The 18550-nt window shown below is 67.7% G+C and carries 22 protein-coding genes; 7 read left to right on the top strand and 15 right to left on the bottom strand.

Features of this window, described 5'->3' with window-relative positions:
* Window positions 1-291 precede the first annotated feature (291 nt).
* The 4 genes from HNP48_RS13205 (at window position 292) to HNP48_RS13190 (ending at window position 2534) form a co-directional block, all read left to right on the top strand.
* A complete protein-coding gene (locus HNP48_RS13205; protein WP_184857529.1) occupies window positions 292-438 on the top strand; it encodes a hypothetical protein in 147 nt (48 codons plus the stop codon).
* A gap of 20 nt (window positions 439-458) precedes the next feature.
* Window positions 459-656 (top strand): hypothetical protein, encoded by a 198-nt coding sequence (locus HNP48_RS13200; protein ID WP_184857527.1) that lies wholly within the window; start codon window positions 459-461, stop codon window positions 654-656.
* A gap of 271 nt (window positions 657-927) precedes the next feature.
* Window positions 928-1314, top strand: coding sequence for a hypothetical protein (locus HNP48_RS13195; protein ID WP_184857525.1), 387 nt, complete (start codon window positions 928-930; stop codon window positions 1312-1314).
* 194 nt (window positions 1315-1508) lie between these two features.
* The gene (locus HNP48_RS13190) at window positions 1509-2534 is read left to right on the top strand and encodes a hypothetical protein (RefSeq protein WP_184857523.1); all 1026 of its coding nucleotides are present in this window, start codon (window positions 1509-1511) and stop codon (window positions 2532-2534) included.
* A 47-nt stretch (window positions 2535-2581) separates the two neighbouring features.
* Here HNP48_RS13190 and HNP48_RS13185 read toward each other — a convergent pair whose 3' ends face one another.
* Window positions 2582-2800, bottom strand: a complete 219-nt coding sequence (locus HNP48_RS13185) for a DUF4287 domain-containing protein (RefSeq protein ID WP_184857521.1) — start codon at window positions 2798-2800, stop codon at window positions 2582-2584.
* Window positions 2801-3036: 236 nt separating this feature from the next.
* On the opposite strand from HNP48_RS13185, the gene HNP48_RS13180 reads away from it, so the two are divergent.
* Window positions 3037-3300 carry a hypothetical protein gene (locus HNP48_RS13180; RefSeq protein WP_184857519.1) on the top strand — a complete coding sequence of 88 codons (264 nt, stop codon included), beginning with the start codon at window positions 3037-3039 and terminating at the stop codon, window positions 3298-3300.
* Window positions 3301-3342: 42 nt separating this feature from the next.
* Here HNP48_RS13180 and HNP48_RS13175 read toward each other — a convergent pair whose 3' ends face one another.
* Window positions 3343-3624 (bottom strand): hypothetical protein, encoded by a 282-nt coding sequence (locus HNP48_RS13175; protein ID WP_184857517.1) that lies wholly within the window; start codon window positions 3622-3624, stop codon window positions 3343-3345.
* A gap of 255 nt (window positions 3625-3879) precedes the next feature.
* On the opposite strand from HNP48_RS13175, the gene HNP48_RS13170 reads away from it, so the two are divergent.
* A complete protein-coding gene (locus HNP48_RS13170) occupies window positions 3880-4992 on the top strand; it encodes a hypothetical protein (protein WP_184857515.1) in 1113 nt (370 codons plus the stop codon).
* 133 nt (window positions 4993-5125) lie between these two features.
* Here HNP48_RS13170 and HNP48_RS13165 read toward each other — a convergent pair whose 3' ends face one another.
* The 8 genes from HNP48_RS13165 to HNP48_RS13130 all read right to left on the bottom strand — a co-directional run bounded on the left by HNP48_RS13165 (window position 5126) and on the right by HNP48_RS13130 (window position 12365).
* The gene (locus tag HNP48_RS13165; RefSeq protein WP_184857512.1) at window positions 5126-5917 is read right to left on the bottom strand and encodes a hypothetical protein; all 792 of its coding nucleotides are present in this window, start codon (window positions 5915-5917) and stop codon (window positions 5126-5128) included.
* Between the two features lie 211 nt (window positions 5918-6128).
* Window positions 6129-7121: a 2-dehydropantoate 2-reductase gene (locus HNP48_RS13160; RefSeq protein ID WP_184857510.1), complete on the bottom strand. Its 993-nt coding sequence runs from the start codon at window positions 7119-7121 to the stop codon at window positions 6129-6131.
* A gap of 63 nt (window positions 7122-7184) precedes the next feature.
* Window positions 7185-8576 (bottom strand): ATP-binding protein, encoded by a 1392-nt coding sequence (locus HNP48_RS13155; protein ID WP_184857508.1) that lies wholly within the window; start codon window positions 8574-8576, stop codon window positions 7185-7187.
* The gene (locus tag HNP48_RS13150) at window positions 8573-9232 is read right to left on the bottom strand and encodes a response regulator transcription factor (RefSeq protein WP_007853042.1); all 660 of its coding nucleotides are present in this window, start codon (window positions 9230-9232) and stop codon (window positions 8573-8575) included. The genes HNP48_RS13155 and HNP48_RS13150 overlap by 4 nt, the downstream gene beginning before the upstream one ends.
* A 72-nt stretch (window positions 9233-9304) precedes the next feature.
* Window positions 9305-10837, bottom strand: coding sequence for a DegQ family serine endoprotease (locus HNP48_RS13145; protein WP_184857506.1), 1533 nt, complete (start codon window positions 10835-10837; stop codon window positions 9305-9307).
* Window positions 10838-11006: 169 nt separating this feature from the next.
* The gene (locus HNP48_RS13140) at window positions 11007-11420 is read right to left on the bottom strand and encodes a DUF4279 domain-containing protein (protein ID WP_184857504.1); all 414 of its coding nucleotides are present in this window, start codon (window positions 11418-11420) and stop codon (window positions 11007-11009) included.
* 101 nt (window positions 11421-11521) lie between these two features.
* Window positions 11522-11785 (bottom strand): hypothetical protein, encoded by a 264-nt coding sequence (locus HNP48_RS13135; RefSeq protein WP_221480189.1) that lies wholly within the window; start codon window positions 11783-11785, stop codon window positions 11522-11524.
* A gap of 175 nt (window positions 11786-11960) precedes the next feature.
* Window positions 11961-12365, bottom strand: a complete 405-nt coding sequence (locus HNP48_RS13130; RefSeq protein ID WP_184857499.1) for an SRPBCC family protein — start codon at window positions 12363-12365, stop codon at window positions 11961-11963.
* Between the two features lie 444 nt (window positions 12366-12809).
* On the opposite strand from HNP48_RS13130, the gene HNP48_RS13125 reads away from it, so the two are divergent.
* Window positions 12810-13607, top strand: a complete 798-nt coding sequence (locus tag HNP48_RS13125; RefSeq protein WP_184857498.1) for a phosphodiesterase — start codon at window positions 12810-12812, stop codon at window positions 13605-13607.
* A 29-nt stretch (window positions 13608-13636) separates the two neighbouring features.
* Here the strand turns inward: HNP48_RS13125 and HNP48_RS13120 are convergent, their stop codons facing one another.
* From HNP48_RS13120 to HNP48_RS13100, 5 genes are all read right to left on the bottom strand, one after another.
* The gene (locus HNP48_RS13120) at window positions 13637-14749 is read right to left on the bottom strand and encodes an aldose epimerase family protein (RefSeq protein WP_184857496.1); all 1113 of its coding nucleotides are present in this window, start codon (window positions 14747-14749) and stop codon (window positions 13637-13639) included.
* Window positions 14750-14964: 215 nt separating this feature from the next.
* A complete protein-coding gene (locus HNP48_RS13115) occupies window positions 14965-15597 on the bottom strand; it encodes a hypothetical protein (RefSeq protein ID WP_184857494.1) in 633 nt (210 codons plus the stop codon).
* 9 nt (window positions 15598-15606) lie between these two features.
* Window positions 15607-16542, bottom strand: a complete 936-nt coding sequence (locus tag HNP48_RS13110) for a DMT family transporter (RefSeq protein ID WP_184857492.1) — start codon at window positions 16540-16542, stop codon at window positions 15607-15609.
* A gap of 143 nt (window positions 16543-16685) precedes the next feature.
* Window positions 16686-17978: a TRAP transporter large permease gene (locus HNP48_RS13105; RefSeq protein ID WP_184857490.1), complete on the bottom strand. Its 1293-nt coding sequence runs from the start codon at window positions 17976-17978 to the stop codon at window positions 16686-16688.
* Between the two features lie 56 nt (window positions 17979-18034).
* Entirely contained in the window at window positions 18035-18523 is a 489-nt protein-coding gene (locus tag HNP48_RS13100; RefSeq protein WP_184857488.1) for a TRAP transporter small permease, read from the bottom strand.
* Window positions 18524-18550: the final 27 nt, after the last annotated feature.

The raw sequence follows: 18550 nt of genomic DNA, 5'->3' as shown, positions 1-18550 counted from the left end.
CACATGGAGCGCCCCGTGGGAAAGCGCGAGTGCGGGCAAAGAGCAACACCAGGAAGTGACTGAAAAGCAATGACGCAGCGAGATGGTCTTACCCAATGGTTCCACGACTTGGCAGAGCAGCCAGAAGATGCGTTGATCAAGCTCGCGTCGCCACAGAACATTGCGTAGTTGCAAATGCATGTAGCCCTCAGCACGCCAAACTATCCCTTACCGAGTTTGCTCAGCCCCAGTGAGTTTGCACAAGCCGTCGTTGGCTTCAGGCGCAATGAAAGCGCTTGGAACAAGGCAACGATGGCTGCCATCATCCAGGCAGATGATCTGTTCAAGGCTGGAAGCACCGTCAAGGCCACAGCACTATTGGAAGCCTTCGCGGCGTCCTGCCCGTGGGCGCTCTTCAAAGAAGTCGCACTCGACCAGGCAACTCACTACGACACGTGACAGCTCTGCCGTACACCCCCATGAACAACCCGTCGCCACACGCCTCTCCCGCGCTGGAATCGTTCCAAAGTGATTTGGACTGGTACGTGGGCCACGTCCGCTCCCTCGCGATGGGTCCGGAGGATTGCTGCATCGACCAAGGAAATTACCTCGTCGCAGGCGAGCTCTTCTACTTCTTGCTGCAGCCCACCCAATTGGTCGATGACCCGCGGGGCTGATGACTGCGCAACAGAAGTTGGCCGTAGAGCGACTTCGGCACAGCATCAGCCAGGTGCCACTGCAAGCCAGGCGCGGTGCTCCAACAGCGGATGCCTCGCTCGCAGACATGCGCCACCCAGCCTGGGAATTGCCTCGGCGCCTTGCGCAGGAACTGCTCCTGGCCTTGGCCCCGCTGGCACCAGCGCACGATGCCACGGATCCATCCCATGGATAGCCTTCCGCTACATGGTCCCTTGGGCCGAATTTGGATGGGCCCACAATGGGTCCACGATGTTCACGCGATTTGTCATTCACGCCTATGACAACGACTCCGGGCGACGCCAGGGTCTATTCCAGGCGCTGGCCGACCTGGACGAAAGTGGCCTGCTGCAAGGTCCGCACCAAGGCGTCTACCAGGAACTGAGGGACTGGTTCCGGCACCACCTGAAGCAGCCGAGCAGCTTCGCGCGGGCTGCGCGGCCCCATGCCAAGAAAGTCGCATTGAGCTGGTTCAAGGATTCTGCCGTCGAACATATCCGCCAGATGCGGCGCATGTCCACCCTGCTTGCCGAGCACGACGTGGCGGTTCAGGTGCTGAGGACGAAGCGACCTGGCTACATCGTCTACGAGGACGAGCACCAGGTAGCGGCGGAGCCCTTCAGCGACACGCCGACCTAATCCATCAAAACCGCGAAATCGGCTGTGTACCGGGGTGGCCGCGAGACGCCCATCGCCATCCCGGCGCCAAGGGCAAAGAGCCGCCTGCCGGCGTCATGGACAACCTGTCCAGTGCCCCAGCCACCACCAGCCCTAGACTGCATGCACCGGCCTATCGGCCTTCGGCCCATCGATCCCTCTGCCCCCACACCCCCATGCCCGAAATCTCCCTGCAAATCATCGCCAAAACCTCCGACAGCGAGGCCGGCGCCCGGCTGGCGCAGGCCAGCGGCACGCTGGATGCCGCCATACTGGCTACCCTGGCCGGTGTCTTCGGCAGCCCGGCCGTGCACAAACCCGGCGCGCTGGACAGGGCAACCACCCTCACCAGCAAGAAGATCGCCAAGGACCTCTACCAGCTGGATCTTTTCGGCGACGCCTGCGAAGACCTGCTCGCGCTGCTGCGCGAGGCGGGCAGCAGCAACAACCACAACAACACCACGCCGCAGTTCTGGGCCTTGCTGTCGCACGAGGACGGCTGCGACACCTATGCCTTCAACGACGGCGCGGGCACCTGGGCCCGCTCGGTCTTCTGGGAGGGCAGCAGCGACCCCGCGCACGACCAGCGGGAGGCCGAGGACACCTGGTGGGCCAGCATGCCCCAAGCCGTGCTGGCACTGTGGGCCGACGATGTGCCGGCGGCGCAGGCGCGCATTGCGGCGCACAAGGAGCGGCAGGCCGTGGAGGTGGACCACTGGAGCAACTTCCTCACCCGCCACACCGACCGCGACGGGCTCATCCTCAAGCTGCGCATCAAGGGCAAGAAGGCGCGCTCGGCGCTGTACCGCAGGCTCAAGGCCCACATCACCCCGCCGGGGGCGGACTTTGCGCGCCTGGCAGACTACTTCACAGCGCTGCGCGTGGACCGATTCGGTGCGGACGATGGCGCCCGCTACCCGGACTGGTCGCAGGCCATGAAGGCCCCCGCGGCGCTGGCGCAGGGCCTGATGTTCGTGGAGGAGTCGGGCAACTACCTGTACGTCGGCTTCCAGATGGATGGCATCAAGCCCTACCTGAGCGGCGAGTGCAACGTGAGCCCCAAGGGCACCCACGCCATCAACCTGGTGCACTACTTCCACATGGTGTCGGACAGCGTTGCGGGCCGCGCCATCTACCGGGTGGGCGGGCAGTGCTATGCCAACGACATCGTGGAGTTCAACGGCCAGCTGTACCTGCAGTAGCGGCGGCCCCGGGACGCACAGCCCGCTGCGCGGCCAACCCCCTGCCGCTACTTCGCCTGCACCAGGAACGCCGCCACCAGCGCATTGGCATGGCCATGGCCCATGCCGTGGTCGGTCTTGAGCAGGGCCACATACTCCATGTGCTTGCGCGCACCGGCCGCGCGCAGCACCTCCATCCAATGGCTGATAGGCTGGCCGTACTTGGCCTCGATGGAGGGGAAGTACGAGGCGGGGCCTTTGACGGGGCTGGCGCTGGAGTCGGGCATGGGATGGTCTCCTGGGTGGATGGGGTTTGGTCGGAAGGCAGGCGCTGCGCCCGGCAGATGCCGTGCGCGCCTGAACCTACGACGAACGAAGCAGTGGGATATCGACAGGCCGCTTGAAAAAATGTGCGAGAGACAGTTGAGCGGCTCCCCGCGTGCGCTCACCGCCATCGTAGCTTCTGCGGGCCGCACGGGCTGCCTGGCTGTCCGGCCCCGCCTGGGGCCAGGTGCCGACGGACATGCTGCCGCTCACCATCGACCGGGTGTCGGGCACCTGCGGCTCGGGCCATGTGGCGTCCTTGCACGAGGCCATCGTGCGCGAATCCTTCGACGCCTACACGGCGGTGAAGACCGTGCAGGTATCCAAGCACGGCATCCCCGCGATGGGCATGCGACCGGACATTGCCGCGCACCTGCTGAAGATGCTGGGCGTGCACGACGTGGCCGCCGGCTGCCAGGACGTGCTGAACAAGTCGGGGAAGGCCTTGGGGTGGGATCGGTGACGTCCGTCGCAATGGCAGCACGGCAGCGCGCGCGCAGGCGCATCACAGCCAATGGCGTGCCAGCAAGGCCAGGCCCGCAAGCAACCACGCCGCGCCGTAGAGCCGCGCTCCGATGCCCTCAGCACCATCCATGGCGATGGCAGCGCCCACCAGCACGAGCAGCAAGCCACCGAACGGCGCAAATGGGGCGAGCGCAGCCAAGCCCATGCCGAACAGGCAGCTGAAGACCGCCCACAGGGCCTTGGCGGTAGTGCGCATCCATGGCGCAGGAGACAGCCAGCGCGGCAGGGTGCGGTCGCGGCGAAGCGCATGCAACAGGCTCATGGTGATGTGCAGTATCGCTCACTCATTCATTCACTCACTCGTTCGCCCGAGCCGATGGCGCCGGGCTGCGACGGAGCACGACACGCACCCCGCAAAAGAGGTGGCCCCGGAACATCTGGATACGTTGACGGCGTCGCCCCACGCGGTACCGGTGACACCCATCACACGCCTGCACGGCCATTCAACGACACACTGACAGCACACCAACCAGGTGACGCGCGTTCGACGCGTCCACCACTTCGAGAGGAGCTTTCCATGCCCGTTGCTGCTGCAATTTGCAGTGCGCCCCGCGCTGCCTGCCGTCTGTCCATCCTGGCCTCTCCCGCGACCTGGCGCCTTGCGCCACTGGGGCTTGCCGCGGCCCTTGTCCTGGCTGGCTGCGGCGGCAGTGACGGCCCCGACACCACCACACCGCCGGCGCCCGGCGAGAACTATCGGCCCCTGGGCATCTCGGTGGCCGGGCTGGCCACGGGCCAGAGCCTGGTGCTGCAGAACAACGGTGCAGACGACTTCATCGTCAGCGCCAATGGCTTCGTTTCAACGGCGGCCAGCTGGCCGCTGGGCAGCAGCTACGCGGTCGCGGTCAAGACGCAGCCCACGGGCCAGCGCTGCACGGTGGCGCGCAACACGGGCACGCTGGCCACGGCCAACGCCTCGGTGCTGGTCGATTGCGTGGTGCTGCCGGGCGAGCGCAACACCCTGGGAGGCAGCATCAGCGGCGTGCCCGCGGGCCAGGCGGTGGTGCTGCGCAACGGCAGCGAAGACCTGGCCCTGCAGGCCGATGGCAGCTTCACCTTTGCCACACCACTGGCCGCCGGTGCGGCCTATGCCGTCACGGTGAAGACTCGGCCCGAGGGGCTGGGCTGCGTGGTGCGCGATGGCGCAGGCACGGTCACCGCCGCCGTGGTGGACACCGTGGCCGTGCGCTGCGTGCCCGAGGGCGCCCTGGCCGACGGGCAGTGGGAACGCGACCAGTGCAACGTGACGCCGGACGGGATCGCCCTCACGGACATGTGGCGCGTCTCCCACGCCACGCCGACATCGCTGTCGATAGGCGCTGGCGGGGTCAGCTACCGCAATGCGCAGTGCAGCGGCCCGGGCACCCCCATGACGGGCCCCCTGGCCGGCGCCTTCTCGATCACCGACCTGCGCAGCGCAGCCAGCGCCAGCGGCGAGCTGGTGGGCTACTGGGGAACCTACAGTTCCAGGGCCGTCAGCATGCCGCGCCCGGTGGTGCTGGTGCGCAAGGCCAACCACCTGTGCCTGCTGGAGGACAGTGCGGCCGCATCGTCCTACCCCGATGTGACCAGCCTGGGGCTGGCCGTCACTGCGGCGATTGCGGGGGGCAAGTGCTATACGCCGCGTTGAAGGCGGCGCCACCGCCCCTGTCGAGTTCGCTGAATGCACACCTGCGGCCTGGCCAGGCTGGCCAGAAGGACAGCGCTCGATGGCGCAGCACTCTGGCAGTCCATCGCTACCACGCACCTGCCCGGGGCACGCCCTAGCGCTGCACCTTGGTGCAAGCCGGCTGCCTGCTGGTCAGCCCGGAGCCTCCGAACTGGCACACCGCCTCGACGGTGCGGGTTTCAAACATGGCATAGGCGTCGGCCAACTGGCGCTTGGTCAGTTCGCCGTTGAGCGGCCGGGAGGTCCCCCACAAGAGGCACGGAAAGCCCTTGGAGGCCCACCATCGCAGGGGCGCATCGCCGGTGATCGAGAAGCCGGTGCACCATTCGAAGAAGGACCGTTGGCCACCCCCGCCGGGCTCTGTGGAGACGGTGGCGAGCAGCCCGTCGCCCTGCAGCTTCACGTCGACCGCCACCGGGCAGTCATCGGTGTCCGGCCCGATACAGGACAGGCGCAACCGTTCATTGGTCGGCGGCCACACGGTCGGTCCGCACGACGGCCTGGAGAGGTCGCCGGGCTCGCACCGTGCCTGCACCTGCCGGGTCGAGAAACTGACCCCGTTCTCTGCCAGCTGCCGCTTGGTGAATTCACCATTCAGGGTGCGAAAGGTGCCCGTCGGTTCGCAGATGCCCCACGCGGGATGCAGCCAGCGGTACGGGCTGTCGACACCCATGCCCTTGCACCAGAAGACCTCCTGGCGCTGCAACCACTTGCCGTCTGCTGCGCGCTGGTCAAACGAGGCAACGAATGTCTCCCTGTGCAGCACCACATCGACGGCCACAGGACAGTCGTCGGACTCGGGGCCGATGCAGGAGATGGTGATGTCTGCAGCCGATGCGAGCAGCGGCATGCAGCACAGGGCCAACACGAACAGAAAACGGATCATGGGCTTCTCGCAAGGGGTGCGACCGGATTGCAGCAGCGGCAGAGGCACCAACTGCGTGCGATGGCAACCATCGTAGTGGAGAAGGGCAGGGGCTCCAACCCGGTTATGGCCGAACGCGGCGGGCTGGTCATGCGCAGCGCATGAATCTGGTCACCAGGCCGCCATGCCATCGACTACGAAAGATCGAAATGCCTCTTGCGACTGGACATCGTCAGAGCCCCAGCGCCCTCTTCATCTCCACCCCCGTCAACCGCAACCGCGGCCCACTGAGCAGCTCGCACATCCGCCTACTCAGCGGCGCCTGCGCCCCATGCTGCGCGGCCAGGCGCACCACCGCGCCGCAGATCGCATCGATCTCGGTCACGCGGCCGGCTTCCAGGTCATCCCACATGGAGGAGCGGGCGCTCGCGTCGATCTGCAGCATGCGCTTGGCCAGGCGGGTGAAGAGCCAGTTGGGCAGGCGCATGACCTTGGGCAGCATCTGGGGCGATACGGCGGTCACCTGCGCGGGGGTGATGCCGGCGCGTGCCATCGCGCCCAGGGCCTCGGTCTGCAGGGCGGCAAAAACCTGGCGGCAGTCGCGGTCGAGCAGTTCTTCGCGCAACGGCAGGTTGGACAGGGCGTTGACCGGGTTGTTCAGGTTGAGCAGCAGCTTGCCCCACTGCACGGCGCGGATGTCTTCGGGCAGCGCAGTGGCCAGGCCGGCGGCGTTGAAGACTGCGGCCACGGGCTCGGTGGCGGCATCGCGCTGCAGCTGGATGGCGCCGGCCGTGGCGCGGTGCACCTGGGCGCCGCGCAGCACCACGTTGTAGGGCACCATGCCGGCCAGGGCCTTCAAGGCGGGGGCCTGTGCTGCGATGCGGGCCACGTTGTCCACGCCGTTCTGCAGCGAGATGACGGGCGTGCCGGGCGCACACGCGGCGGCCAGCTCGCGCGCAGCGCTTTCGGTGGCACCGCTTTTCACGCAGAGCAGAATCACGGTATCGGGCCCGGGCGCGGCCTCGGCCAAGGTGCCGGCCAGGCGCAACTGCGCGGCGGGCACGAGGGCGCGGTAGCCGTCGAGGTCGGTGACGGTGAGGCCCTCGCGTGCCAGAGGCTCCATGGCGTGGGGGCGGCCCACCAGGCAGACGTTCTGGCCTTGCGCCGCCAGGCGCCCACCCACATAGCAGCCAATGGCGCCTGCGCCCAACACGATGAAGTTCATACGATGCAGCCCCCTTTGATGTTGAGGCGCATTGTGGGGCCATGCAGCCGCCGTGGCTGCTGCCTATGCGACGGAAGCAGCCGCCGCGGGAAACCGCACCACCACCCGCAACCCACCCAGCCGCGCGGAAGCATCCAGCGCCACCGTGGCGCCATGCGCCTGGGCGATGGCCTGCACGATGGCCAGGCCCAGGCCGCTGCCCGGGGCGCTGTCGGCGGTGGCGGTTTCGCGCACAAAGCGCTGCATCACGCGCTCGCGGTGTTCAGGAGCGATGCCCGGGCCGCTGTCTTCGACCACCAGTTCCACCGCGCCATCGGCGGCACGCTGGATCTGCAGGTCCACCTGGCCGCCTTCGGGCGTGTACTTGACGGCGTTGTCGAGCAGGTTGCGCACCAGCATGCGCAGGGCTTCGGGGCGGCCGGGGATGGGCGCGGCCTCGGAGTCGAGCAGGCCCATGTCCATGCCGCGCGCCTGGGCCGCGGGGGCGGCGTCGGCCAGGGCGAGCTGGGCCACGGCGCGCAGGTCCACTACATCGCTGGGGCTGGCGGCACCGGCGGCCTCTTGCCGGGCCAGGGTGAGCAGTTGTTCCACCAGGCGCGTGGCGCGGTCGATGCCGGCGGACAGGCGTTCCACCGCTACGGCGCGCGCCGCGTCGTCTTGGCCTGCGCGCTGAAGGCCCTGCAGCTGCAGGCGCAGCGCGGCCAGGGGGGAGCGCAGTTCGTGCGCGGCGTCGGCCACGAAGTGCTGTTGCGCGGCGAAGGCACCCTGCACGCGCTCGAACAGCAGGTTGAGTTCGGTCACCAGGGGCTGTACTTCGTCGGGCAGTTCTTCGTCGCTCACCGGCGAGAGGTCGTCGGCCTGGCGGCGCGCGAGCTGGCGGCGCACGCGCTCCACGGGGGCGAGCGAGCGGCTCACGCCCCACCACACGGCCAGCACCAGCAGCGGCGCCATCACCGCCAGCGGGGCTAGCGTGCGCAGGGCCAGGGTGCGCGCCATACCACTGCGCACGGCCATGTTCTGCGCCACCTGGATGACCTGGGCGCGCGTCTGCAGCGAGAACACGCGGTAGGTGCCGCCGCGCGCCTGCACGTTGGTGAAGCCCAGCACGGCAATCTGCGGCAGCGCCGCTCCCACGGCCGATTCAAAGATGCGCAGGCCCTCGTTGGTCCACACCTGCACGATGAATTCGTGGTTCTCGTCTTCGCCCGAGAGGCCCTGGCCCAGCTCGCGCATGTCGGGCGGCAGGCCCGAGCGCAGGGCCAGCGCGGTCTGCTGCATGTGGTAGTCGAACAGGGTGTCGGCCTCGTCCAGCGCGCTGCGGTAGGCCAGCGCGCCCTGCACCGCGCCCGCGAGCAGGATGGCCGCGAGCAGAAAGACCAGCAGCTGCGCGCGCAGCGAGCGCGGCAGCAGCGCCGTGCGCCAGGACCTGGGCTGCGTGGTGGTCGTCACCGTCATGCTTTCGGTACGAGGTAGCCGACCCCGCGCACGTTGAGCAGAATGTCGGCCCCCAGCTTCTTGCGCAGCCCGTGGATATACACCTCCACCGCATTGCTGCTGACCTCGTCGCCCCAGCCGTAGAGCTTGTCTTCGAGCTGCTGGCGCGACAGCACCAGGCCCGGGCGCGCGAGCAGGGGCTCCAGCACCGCCCATTCGCGGCCCGAGAGCACAACGGGCACACCGTTCACGCTGGCCTCGCGCGTGCTGGGGTTGATGCTCACGCCCTTGTGCTCGTACACCGGCTCGGCCCGGCCCGCGGCGCGGCGCAGCAGCGCGCGGATGCGGGCCAGCAGCTCGTCGAGGTCATAGGGCTTGAGCACGTAGTCGTCGGCCCCGGCGTCCAGCCCCTCGATGCGCTGGGCCACGGCGTCGCGCGCGGTGGCCACCAGCACGGGCGTGCGGTCCTTGCGTGTGCGCAGATCGCGCAGCACGGCGATGCCGTCGCGCTTGGGCAGGCCCAGGTCCAGCATCACCAGGTCGTAGGCATTGGCGCGCAGGGCTGTGTCGGCGGCATCGCCATCGCGCACCCAGTCCACGGCATAGCCTTCGGCGCGCAGCAGGTCCTGCACGGCCTCGCCGATCATGGGGTCGTCTTCAACGAGCAGCAGTCGCATGGTGCGGCAAGCATAGCGAAAGAATGGATGAAAAAAGGGGCCGCCGAAGCAGCCCCTTTCACGCGGGAGCGATCAACCCAGACGGACGGGGACAAAAATCTTGTCGCCATTGCGCTCGATGAGCAAAGCGACAGATTTTCCCGCCTTGGCCATGGCCGCGCGCACCTGCTCGATGTCCTTGGCCGGCGCGCCGTTGATGGCCAGCAGCACGTCGCCGGGCTGCACGCCGGCGGCGGCGGCCGGGCCGCGGGCCTGCTCGATCACCAGGCCCGCGCCCAGGCCCGTCTCGCGGCGTTCATCGGCGTCCAGCGGGCGCAGCGACAGGCCCAGTTGGCCCTTGCCCACGGCTTCGTCGGCTTTGGCCACGGCCTTGCCCTTGTCGCTGGCATCGCCCAGGGTGGCGGTCAGCTCCACGGGCTTGCCCTGGCGCCATACCGACAGGCGCGCCTTTTGCCCGGGCTGCGCCTGGCCCACCCAGGCCGGCAGGTCGCCCGAGGCCACGATGGGCTGGCCGTCCACCTGGCGGATCACATCGCCCGCCTGCAGGCCGGCCTTGTCGGCCGGGCTGTCCTTGGTGACGCTGGCCACCAGCGCGCCTTCGGGCCTGTCGAGCTGGAAGGACTCGGCAAACGCCTGGTTCACCTCCTGTACGGCCACGCCCAGCTGCGCATGGCGCACCTTGCCGGTGGCGACGATCTGCGACTTGATCTTGTCGGCCAGCTCGATCGGGATGGCGAACGACACGCCCTGGTAGCCACCCGAGCGGCTGTAGATCTGCGAGTTGATGCCCACCACCTCGCCACGCCCGTTGAACAGCGGGCCGCCCGAGTTACCGGGGTTCACCGCCACATCGGTCTGGATGAAGGGCACCAGGCTGTCGTCGGGCAGCGAGCGGCCCTTGGCGCTGACCACGCCGGCCGTCACGCTGTTCTCGAAGCCGAAGGGCGAGCCGATGGCCAGCACCCATTCGCCCACCTGCAGGTCCCGCGTGCTGCCCAGGCGCACCGTGGGCAGGTTCTTGGCGTCGATCTTGAGCACGGCCACATCGGTCTTGGGGTCGGCGCCCAGCACCTTGGCGCGGAACTCGCGCCGGTCGGTGAGCTTGACGGTGACATCGCTCGCGCCCTTGACCACGTGGGCATTGGTCAGCACCAGCCCATCGGGGCTGACGATGAAGCCCGAGCCCTGGCCATGCGTGGGCACATTGGGCTGCGCACCACCACCCGCACCGGGCACGCCGAAGCGGCGGAAGAATTCGTAGAACGGATCATCGGGGTCCAGGCCGGGCGCCTGGCGCTTTTGCTGGCGCGCGGTGGGCTGCTCGTCATCGTCGTCGCCGTTCAGGGAGGCGCCGCGGGTGCTGCCCGTCACGCTGATGTTGACCACGGCCGGGCCGTTCTGCGCGGTGATCTGCGCAAAGCTGGGCAGCGCCACGCCCGCGGGCAGCGCGGCCTGTTGCGCCACCACGGGCGCCGGCGCGGGTGCCGAGGCCCGCGCCTGGTGCCCGCTGATGAGCCCGACGCTCGCGGCGCCCAGGGCCCCTGCGGCCACCAGCGCGGCGATCAGGCGGCGGGGAGTGGATGCGACAAAGCTGGAGGTATCCATGGTGAATCTGCCTTTCCTAGCAAGGGATTTGCTGTGATGGAAGGCAGTTTCTGGGTGGAAACTTAGGCGAAACTTAGGCGCTTGGAGCCATTCGGTGAAGTGGTTCTGGCCGGGCAAAGGCGGCTTGCCGTCTCTTGCGGTCCGTGCGGATGCCGGGTGCCGCAGCGCGTCACGCAGTCCGGTCGTGACCGTAGTTGTACAGGTCAAAGTCCACTGGCAAATTCAGTGCGGCCAGGCGCGCGATCAATCGGCGGGACAGGTGCAGGCCGGGGTTGGCACCGTGGTAGTACCCGACACAGTTGATGCCAGCGGAGTAGTCGGAAGCCAGCTCGCGAACAGCGGCTGCGCGACTCTCCAAAAGATCCAGGAGCGAGTCAAGGTAGTCTTGAAGAAGCCCCTCCCCACGCGCCAGCGGGCTCAGCAGCTCCCACCCGTTGGCCCGTGCCGGTGCACCGTAGCGTCCTTGCTCGCCAAGGCTGCGGGTGGAGCTTGGCGTGAGGCCAAGGCGAGCCGATATGTCGGCGTGGGAGACAAAGTAGCCCTCGACCCAAAAGTACGCATAGACGTCCCGGCGCTCTTGCATCAGTTCAGCCCCGCGCAATGTGCTGTGCGGCCCCTGCGGGATGGATGCGGCGAGTGGATACTTTGGACACAGGTTTCTTCTGGGGGCTGCGCAGCGAAACGCTAGGCAGAATTTTGCACCACCGCCATCTCGTGCGGCTCCAGCGCAACCGAATGGGAGTGGCACCGGCCCTCGGCCTCGTTGGGCCAGGATTTGCGCACCCACGGCTGGCCGTACTTGTCGATCTCCTCGACGGTGAATACTTCGCCGATCATCGACTGAACGTCGTCCCGTTCATCTGCCGGCAAATCATCGAACCACTGGCCGGAAAGGGAAAGGATCCGGACCGTTGTGCCGACTTCCACCGGGCAACCGTTGATGTCCAAGGGCGGCATGGCTGCGAATCGCTAGTGTACGAAAACCTGCACTGTAGCAATTGGCGTGTTGCAACGGCGAACCTCGCAGCACCTCCCCCTGCAAACCTGTCGGTTGCTCGACTGGGCATTGCCGTGGACTGAGCGGCCCGGGTGTCACGCCGATGGGAGTTAGCACAGCGACGGATCAAGCGGCACCTTCTTGCTCAAGAGTCCGCTTGATGGACTGGAGGCCCGCCTGCACCATGGCCTCGATGCTGGGAGCTATTGAATCGGGCAGCACGTCCACGGACCAAGTGAACCGGCAAGACCCCGGGCCTTCCGGCGCCACCTGGGCAGAGGCATTGTGGTGTGCAATGCGCTCACTGATCGCCGACCAGGAGACGCGCCGGTCCGGCTCGCTGATGGCGACGATTCGCTCGGTTGCTCTCACCCCATTGGCGAAGGTCAGGAGGCGGGCACTGCCGTCGAACTCGCACTCGACCACAAAGCCCCGCACCAGGCGGGTGTGCAGGTTGCCTACGTCACGAAGTGCATCCCAGGCCTTGTCAGCTCCGACATTGAGCAAAAGGGTGTGAGAGAAGTACGCCACGGCTGCCTCCGCTTTGAATGGACAGGCGAAGTGTCTGCAAAAGCTGGCGGTTTGGCTCGCCGAATTCGGACATCTTCATCCACGCCCTTGCGGTCCAAAAGAGACCCCCTTTCCCGCGCTGGGCAGGCAGCGCTTCGACGAGGCCGGGCGCAACCACGTGGGCTAGGGCCTCGCCGTCAACGGCCACGGCACGCCCCACCTGATGTACCTGGGCCCCGAGACCAACGGCCAGTTGCAGGACCTGGGCACCCAGGCGCCTTGGGTGCGCGAGGCGCGCAAGCAGGTGGTGAGGCGGCCACACCACGCCCCGGCCCCCGCGCGGTACGCCATCCAGCGTATTCATCAGGCAAGGGGCATTCCCCATACTGGCCGCCACGCCTGTTGTGGGCACCAGCCGGCGGCCGGCCTTTTTCCGCGCACGGAAGACCAGAAACACCACCCACCATGCTCATCGCCCAGCTCTCCGACCCCCATGTGCGCGAGCCCGGTGTGCGCTACCAGGGCGTGGTCGACTCCAACCGCATGTTTGCGCAGGCACTGGCCCACCTGGACACCCTGGACCGGCGGCCCGACCTCATCGTGCTGACCGGCGACCTGGTGGACCATGGCCGGCCTGCCGAGTACCGCGAGGTGCGCCGCCTGCTGGCCGCCACCACCACCATCCCCTGGCTGGCCATGGCGGGCAACCACGACGAGCGCGAAGCCTTTCGCGCGGCCTTCCACGACCAGGCCTGCCTGCCGCGCGAAGGCCCCCTGCACTTCTGCGTGGACGACCACCCCGTGCGCATCGTCGCCGTGGACTCGTGCCTCCCCGGCCTGCACCATGGGCAGGTGGATGCGGCTGCACTGGCCTGGCTGCACGACACATTGGCCCGGCAACCCAACAAGCCCACGCTGCTGATGCTGCACCACCCGCCCTTCATGAGCGGCATCCCCTACCTGGACGCCTACCGCTGCATGGACGCTGAGGGCCTGGAGGCCGTGGTGCGCGCCCACCCGCAGGTGGAGCGCGTGCTGTGCGGCCACGTGCACCGCAGCATGCTGCGGCGCTGGGCGGGCACGGTGGTGTGCACGGCACCGAGCACCACCACCGAGATCTGCCTGCAGCTGCACCCCGACGCCGCCCCCGCCTCGGTGGTCGGCCCCGCGGGCTGCCTGCTGCACCTGTGGGACCCGGTGCACGGCATGGTCAGCCATGTGAGCCACATCGGAGCGTTCGAGGGGCCCTACCCGTTTGCGTGAGCGCAGCCTGCTGCCGCCCCCGAGATACCTCAGAAAAACCGGTACACGATGGCCCCATGCTCCACCGTGCCTGGCGCCAGCCAGCGCATGGGAAAGGCCGGGTGGTTGGGCGCATCGGGGTACTCCATGGGCTCCAGGCAGATGCCGTCGCCGGGCTGCCAGAGCCAGCGCTCGGCACCACCACTGCCGCCCCGACCCAGGTCGCGCGCCGGGTCGGCCTTGAGGCCGTGGCCCGCATACACCTGCACGCCGGGCGCCGTGCTCCACACCTGCATGCTGCGGCCGCTGGCAGGCTCGCGCAGGCGCGCGGCCAGGCGCAGGCCCGGGCTGCCGGCCGGCAGGCCGAAAGGGGCACGGGCCGAGACGCCGCTGTCGAGCACCAGGTAGTGGTCCAGCCCGCCGGCCAAGGCCAGTTGGTCGCAGGGCTGGGCGATGGCCTCGCCCACCGTGCGCAGCTCGCGAAAATCGAAGGCCGTGCCCTGCACCCCATCGACCTGGCCCAGGGGGCACAGGTCCAGGGCCAGCGGCACATAACGGCCAGCAGGCACCTGCAGCTCGTGCCCGTGCGTGCTGCCACCACCGGCCAGGTTGAAGAAGGCATGGCCGGTGATGTTGACGATGGTGGGCGCATCGGCCGCCTCGGCGCTCCAGACCATCTGCAGCGCGTTGTCGGGCGTGACGGCAATGCGCACGGTGAGCCGCACCGTGCCGGGAACGCCATCGTCCTCGGTGCGGAACACATGGCTCAGGGTGATGGCATCGGCCTGCACGCCGTCGACCGCAAACACCTGGAAGCGGCTGCCACGCGGCCCGCCATGGTGGTGGTGAGGGCCGCTGTTGGTGGGCAGCTGCTGCACTGCGCCATCCGGCAGCACCAGATGCCCACTGCGCAGCCGCCCGGCCCAACGGCCGATGAGCGCGCCCATGGAGAGCTGCCCATCGAGGTAGCCCTGCAGGCTGTCGTAGCCCAGCGCCACATCCACCAACCCGCCCTGCCCGTCGGGCACCGCAATCTGCACCAGCCGCGCGCCGTAGTTGCTCACGGCCACCTGCATGCCGCCCTCGCCCCGCAGGGTGTAGAGGTCGGTGCGCTGGCCGTGCAGGGTGTGCTGGAATGCGTCGCGGTGGAGGGTGTGGGGCATAGGTCGAGTTTATCGGGGCCAAGCCTGGACCACCTGGGTCAGGACCAGCCTCTCTGGTGGTGAAAACGGGCACTCCACCACCGCAGACCGCATGCGGTGCGTGGCGATGGCGGACGACCTGTTCCTGGCGGTAACGTTCAATGCCGGCCTCATGCCCACCCTCTGGCCCAGGGTACCGGCATGCCCATCAATGCCATGGGGCTTGCCATTGGCTTTCAACCGCCTGCAGGCGGCACCCACACCGGGTTGAGCAGGCGCTCCAGCCGCACATGCGTTGCGTCGAGGTTCTTGAGGAGCTGCTCGATCAGCGCAGGGGTCATCCGCACCTTGGCGCCGCCCGGCGCGTCCAGCGGCTTGCCCTTGGAGACGGGGACCAGCGATTCGCGGAACTCCTTGTCCTGCGCCAGGATGTTGTCGGGCGACAGCTTGCGTGCACGCAGCAGTTCCAGCCGGTCCTGCAGCGCCTGCTCGTAGCCAGCATCCACCACAGGTTTGCGCTGCTGGATGCTGGCCTGGTAGCTGCGCGCCTTGGCCTGGTCGAATGCCAGCGAGTTCTTGAGCGCCGCGGCCATGCGCGCCATTGCACCGGGCAGGTTGGGGTCGTTGGGGTTGCTGTTGTCAAACCCGGCCCAGAAGTCGCGGTGGGTCTGCTCGGTGAGCACGGCATCCGGCTGGTACATCGAGGTGAGGATGGCCTGGCGCTTGGCGTCTAGCTCGGCGGCGCGCCCGGGCTGTGGCGCTGCGAGGCACGCCAGGCACAGCAGGGCCGCGGCCAGGCAGCCCTTCAGGGGCTGGAACAGGCTCTGCGGAGCGGGCGAGAAAAAGTGCTGGCGGAAGGTGTGGGACATAGGGGGAGTCTAGGCCCTCCCGGAGGCGGGCACATCCCGCGTCACCAGCCAGATCCCCCCGCACACCAGCACCAGCGCCACGAGGTTCTTCCACTCCCACAGCGCCTCGTCCAGGAACACGGCCGACAGGGCCGCGCCGAAGATGGGCACGGTGAAGTTGAACACCGTGACCTGGCTCACGCGGTTGTGCTTGAGCAGCAGGCTCCACAGCGAGAACGCGGCCGAAGACAACAGGGCCAGGTAGACGAGCAGCGTGGTGGATGCCAGCGTGAAGCCGGTGAGCGAGCCGCCCGCGCCCCAGCCCATGGCGAGCAGGGCTGCACCGCCGATGGCCAGTTGCCAGCCGGTCATGACGACCGAGTCCATGCGCTGCGAGACCTGCTTGCCGTAGATGCTGGCGCCGGCCAGCACCAGGGCGGCGAGCACCACGAAGCCTTCGCCGAGCAGGGTGAAGTCGAGGTCCAGGCTGCCCCGGCCCAGGTTGACCACCATGACGCCCGCAAAGCCCACCACGCAGCCCCAGGCCTTGGCGTGGCTCAGGCGGTCGTTGTGGTAGACCCAGTGCGCCAGCAGCACGCTGAAGAAGGTGCCGGTGGCGTTCATGATGGAGGCCTTGACCCCCGTGGTGTGCGCCACGCCGACGTAGAAGAACACGTACTGCAGCGCGGTCTGCGCCAGGCCCAGCACCACCAGCTGGCGCGGTGCGCCGGCGCCCAGTGCGACGATGCTGCGGCCGCTGGCGGCGGCCCAGGCGAGCAGGATCAAGCCGGCGCCCACGAAGCGCCAGCCCGCGAAGACGAGCTGGGTGGGGATGTCGCCCTTGGCGATGCCGAACCAGGCGTAGCCGGTCTTGATGGCGGGGTAGGAGCTGCCCCAGAGCAGGCAGCACAGCAGTGCCACGGCGACGAGGACCTTGCGGTCGGCGAAACGGGAAACAGCCCCCATGCGGAAATCTCTCAGTCCAAAGGAAAACAAGGCGCCAGGTGCGCCCACAAAGGAAAACGAGGCGCCCGCAGGCGCCTCGTGGATGCTATCGGTGATTGCAAAAAGACGCAGGGGGCCGGCCTCGCCGCCGAGCCCCCTGCGCTTCACCCACCACCTTTGAGAACCAGGTCCGGCAGCCACATGGAGAACTGCGGCACGTAGGTCACGAGCATGAGCGCCACGATGAGCGCGCTGTAGAACGGCCAGATGGTCTTCATCACCTCGCCCACCGACACGCCGCCGATGGTGCAGCCGATGAACTGCGTGGTGCCCACGGGCGGGGTGTTCAGGCCCAGGGCGCAGTTGATCAGCATGACGATGCCGAACTGCTCGGTGGTCATGCCGAACTGCTGGCAGATGGGCAGGAAGATCGGCGTGCAGATCAGGATGGTGGCGGCCATGTCCAGGAAGGTGCCCAGGATGAACAGGATGATGTTCACGCACAGGAAGATCACCCAGGGCGAGGTACTCATGGACTTGAGCGCATCGCCTGTGAGTTCGGCCACGCCGTACAGGCCGATCAGGTAGCCGAACATGGACGAGATGCCGATCAGCAGCAGCACCGTGCCCGTGGTCTTGACGGCCTTGGAGGCGGCCTTGAGGAACTGCTCACGCGTGAGCTTCTTGTAGACGAAGACCGAGAGTATCAGCGCCCACAGCACCGCGACCGACGCCGACTCGGTGGCCGTGAAGGCCCCCGACAGAATGCCCGCGATGATGATGACCACCACGGCCAGGCCGGGAACGGAGGCACGGAACGAGATCCACACGATCTCCCAGCCGGGGAAGGTACCGGCGGGGTAGCCGCGCTTGACGGCCACGATGTAGGCGGCCGCCAGGTTGCAGATGGTCAGCAGCAGGGCGGGCACGATGCCGGCGAGGATCAGCGCGGCGATGCTCACCTTGCCGCCGGCGGCCAGCGTGAAGATGATGAGGTTGTGCGAGGTGGGCATGAGCGCGCCCACCAGCGAGGCGTGCGTGGTCACGTTCACCGCGTAGTCGGCGTGGTAGCCCTCTTTCTTCATCTGCGGGATGAGCACGGCACCCATGGCCGAGACGTCGGCCACGGGCGAGCCCGAGACACCGCCGAACAACGTGCAGGCGAGCACGTTGCTCATGCCCAGGCCGCCGCGCACATGGCCGGCCACACTCTTGGCGAAGTTGACGATGCGGTCGGCAATGCCGCCGTACATCATGATCTCGCCGGCGAAGATGAAGAACGGAATGGCCAGGAACGAGAACGGGTTCATGCCCGAAATCATCTGCTGGAAGCCCACCGCCAGCGGCAGGCCTTCATAGAGGATGGTGGCCAGCGAGGACAGGCCGATCGAGAAGGCCACGGGCACGCCCAGCAGCAGCAATAGCGTGAAGGTCACGCACAGGATGGTCAACGCCATGATGGAAATCTTTGTAGGGACGTGAGGGAGCGGAAAGGAGGCTCGGGAGCTGTGCATCAATGCCAGGCGGGCTCGACCTCGACGCCGCGCAGGATGGCGATGATGTGCTCCAGCGAGAACATGGCCACCAGCACGCCGGCCATGGCGGGCGGCACGTACTTGAAGGCTTCGGAGATACCGAGCGTGGGAATCTTGTAGGGCGCGACCGATTCGGCCAGCACGCCGCAGTTCCAGGCCATCACGACACCGAACACCAGCACCAGCGCGTGGATCAGCAGCTCGAGCTTGACGCGCAGCCAGTCGGGCGCCAGCACCAGAAAGGATTCGAGGCCGATGTGGCCTGCGTCACGCACGCCCACGGCCATGCCCAGCATGGTCACGTAGAGCACGAGGAGCACCGCGCCGCTCTCGGCCCAGGTGGGCGTGTCGTTGAAGATGTAGCGGCCGATGACCTGGTAGAGCACCGCACCGACCAGGAGGACGAGCCCCCCTACCCCGAGTTGCAGGCAGGTGCGCGCAATGAAAGCGCAGAGTCGCGTGTACATAGTGGACATTCAATAACAACAACTGGA

The sequence above is a fragment of the Acidovorax soli genome, assembly GCF_014207955.1.
Classification (GTDB): domain Bacteria; phylum Pseudomonadota; class Gammaproteobacteria; order Burkholderiales; family Burkholderiaceae_C; genus Acidovorax; species Acidovorax soli_A.
The sequence above is the reverse complement of the archived record's forward strand: the minus strand, read 5'-3'. Positions and strand labels throughout refer to the sequence as shown.

What these genes read in the sequence shown, in the direction of transcription:
- HNP48_RS13200 (WP_184857527.1), top strand. Translation starts at nt 459, where the DNA reads ATGAACAACCCGTCGCCACACGCCTCTCCCGCGCTGGAATCGTTCCAA.
- HNP48_RS13120 (WP_184857496.1), bottom strand. Translation starts at nt 14,749, where the DNA reads ATGCCCCACACCCTCCACCGCGACGCATTCCAGCACACCCTGCACGGC.
- HNP48_RS13175 (WP_184857517.1), bottom strand. Translation starts at nt 3,624, where the DNA reads ATGAGCCTGTTGCATGCGCTTCGCCGCGACCGCACCCTGCCGCGCTGG.
- HNP48_RS13155 (WP_184857508.1), bottom strand. Translation starts at nt 8,576, where the DNA reads ATGACGGTGACGACCACCACGCAGCCCAGGTCCTGGCGCACGGCGCTG.
- HNP48_RS13185 (WP_184857521.1), bottom strand. Translation starts at nt 2,800, where the DNA reads ATGCCCGACTCCAGCGCCAGCCCCGTCAAAGGCCCCGCCTCGTACTTC.
- HNP48_RS13110 (WP_184857492.1), bottom strand. Translation starts at nt 16,542, where the DNA reads ATGGGGGCTGTTTCCCGTTTCGCCGACCGCAAGGTCCTCGTCGCCGTG.
- HNP48_RS13205 (WP_184857529.1), top strand. Translation starts at nt 292, where the DNA reads ATGGCTGCCATCATCCAGGCAGATGATCTGTTCAAGGCTGGAAGCACC.
- HNP48_RS13140 (WP_184857504.1), bottom strand. Translation starts at nt 11,420, where the DNA reads ATGCAAGAGCGCCGGGACGTCTATGCGTACTTTTGGGTCGAGGGCTAC.
- HNP48_RS13180 (WP_184857519.1), top strand. Translation starts at nt 3,037, where the DNA reads ATGCTGCCGCTCACCATCGACCGGGTGTCGGGCACCTGCGGCTCGGGC.
- HNP48_RS13160 (WP_184857510.1), bottom strand. Translation starts at nt 7,121, where the DNA reads ATGAACTTCATCGTGTTGGGCGCAGGCGCCATTGGCTGCTATGTGGGT.
- HNP48_RS13170 (WP_184857515.1), top strand. Translation starts at nt 3,880, where the DNA reads ATGCCCGTTGCTGCTGCAATTTGCAGTGCGCCCCGCGCTGCCTGCCGT.
- HNP48_RS13165 (WP_184857512.1), bottom strand. Translation starts at nt 5,917, where the DNA reads ATGATCCGTTTTCTGTTCGTGTTGGCCCTGTGCTGCATGCCGCTGCTC.
- HNP48_RS13100 (WP_184857488.1), bottom strand. Translation starts at nt 18,523, where the DNA reads ATGTACACGCGACTCTGCGCTTTCATTGCGCGCACCTGCCTGCAACTC.
- HNP48_RS13145 (WP_184857506.1), bottom strand. Translation starts at nt 10,837, where the DNA reads ATGGATACCTCCAGCTTTGTCGCATCCACTCCCCGCCGCCTGATCGCC.
- HNP48_RS13115 (WP_184857494.1), bottom strand. Translation starts at nt 15,597, where the DNA reads ATGTCCCACACCTTCCGCCAGCACTTTTTCTCGCCCGCTCCGCAGAGC.
- HNP48_RS13150 (WP_007853042.1), bottom strand. Translation starts at nt 9,232, where the DNA reads ATGCGACTGCTGCTCGTTGAAGACGACCCCATGATCGGCGAGGCCGTG.
- HNP48_RS13195 (WP_184857525.1), top strand. Translation starts at nt 928, where the DNA reads ATGTTCACGCGATTTGTCATTCACGCCTATGACAACGACTCCGGGCGA.
- HNP48_RS13190 (WP_184857523.1), top strand. Translation starts at nt 1,509, where the DNA reads ATGCCCGAAATCTCCCTGCAAATCATCGCCAAAACCTCCGACAGCGAG.
- HNP48_RS13125 (WP_184857498.1), top strand. Translation starts at nt 12,810, where the DNA reads ATGCTCATCGCCCAGCTCTCCGACCCCCATGTGCGCGAGCCCGGTGTG.
- HNP48_RS13105 (WP_184857490.1), bottom strand. Translation starts at nt 17,978, where the DNA reads ATGGCGTTGACCATCCTGTGCGTGACCTTCACGCTATTGCTGCTGCTG.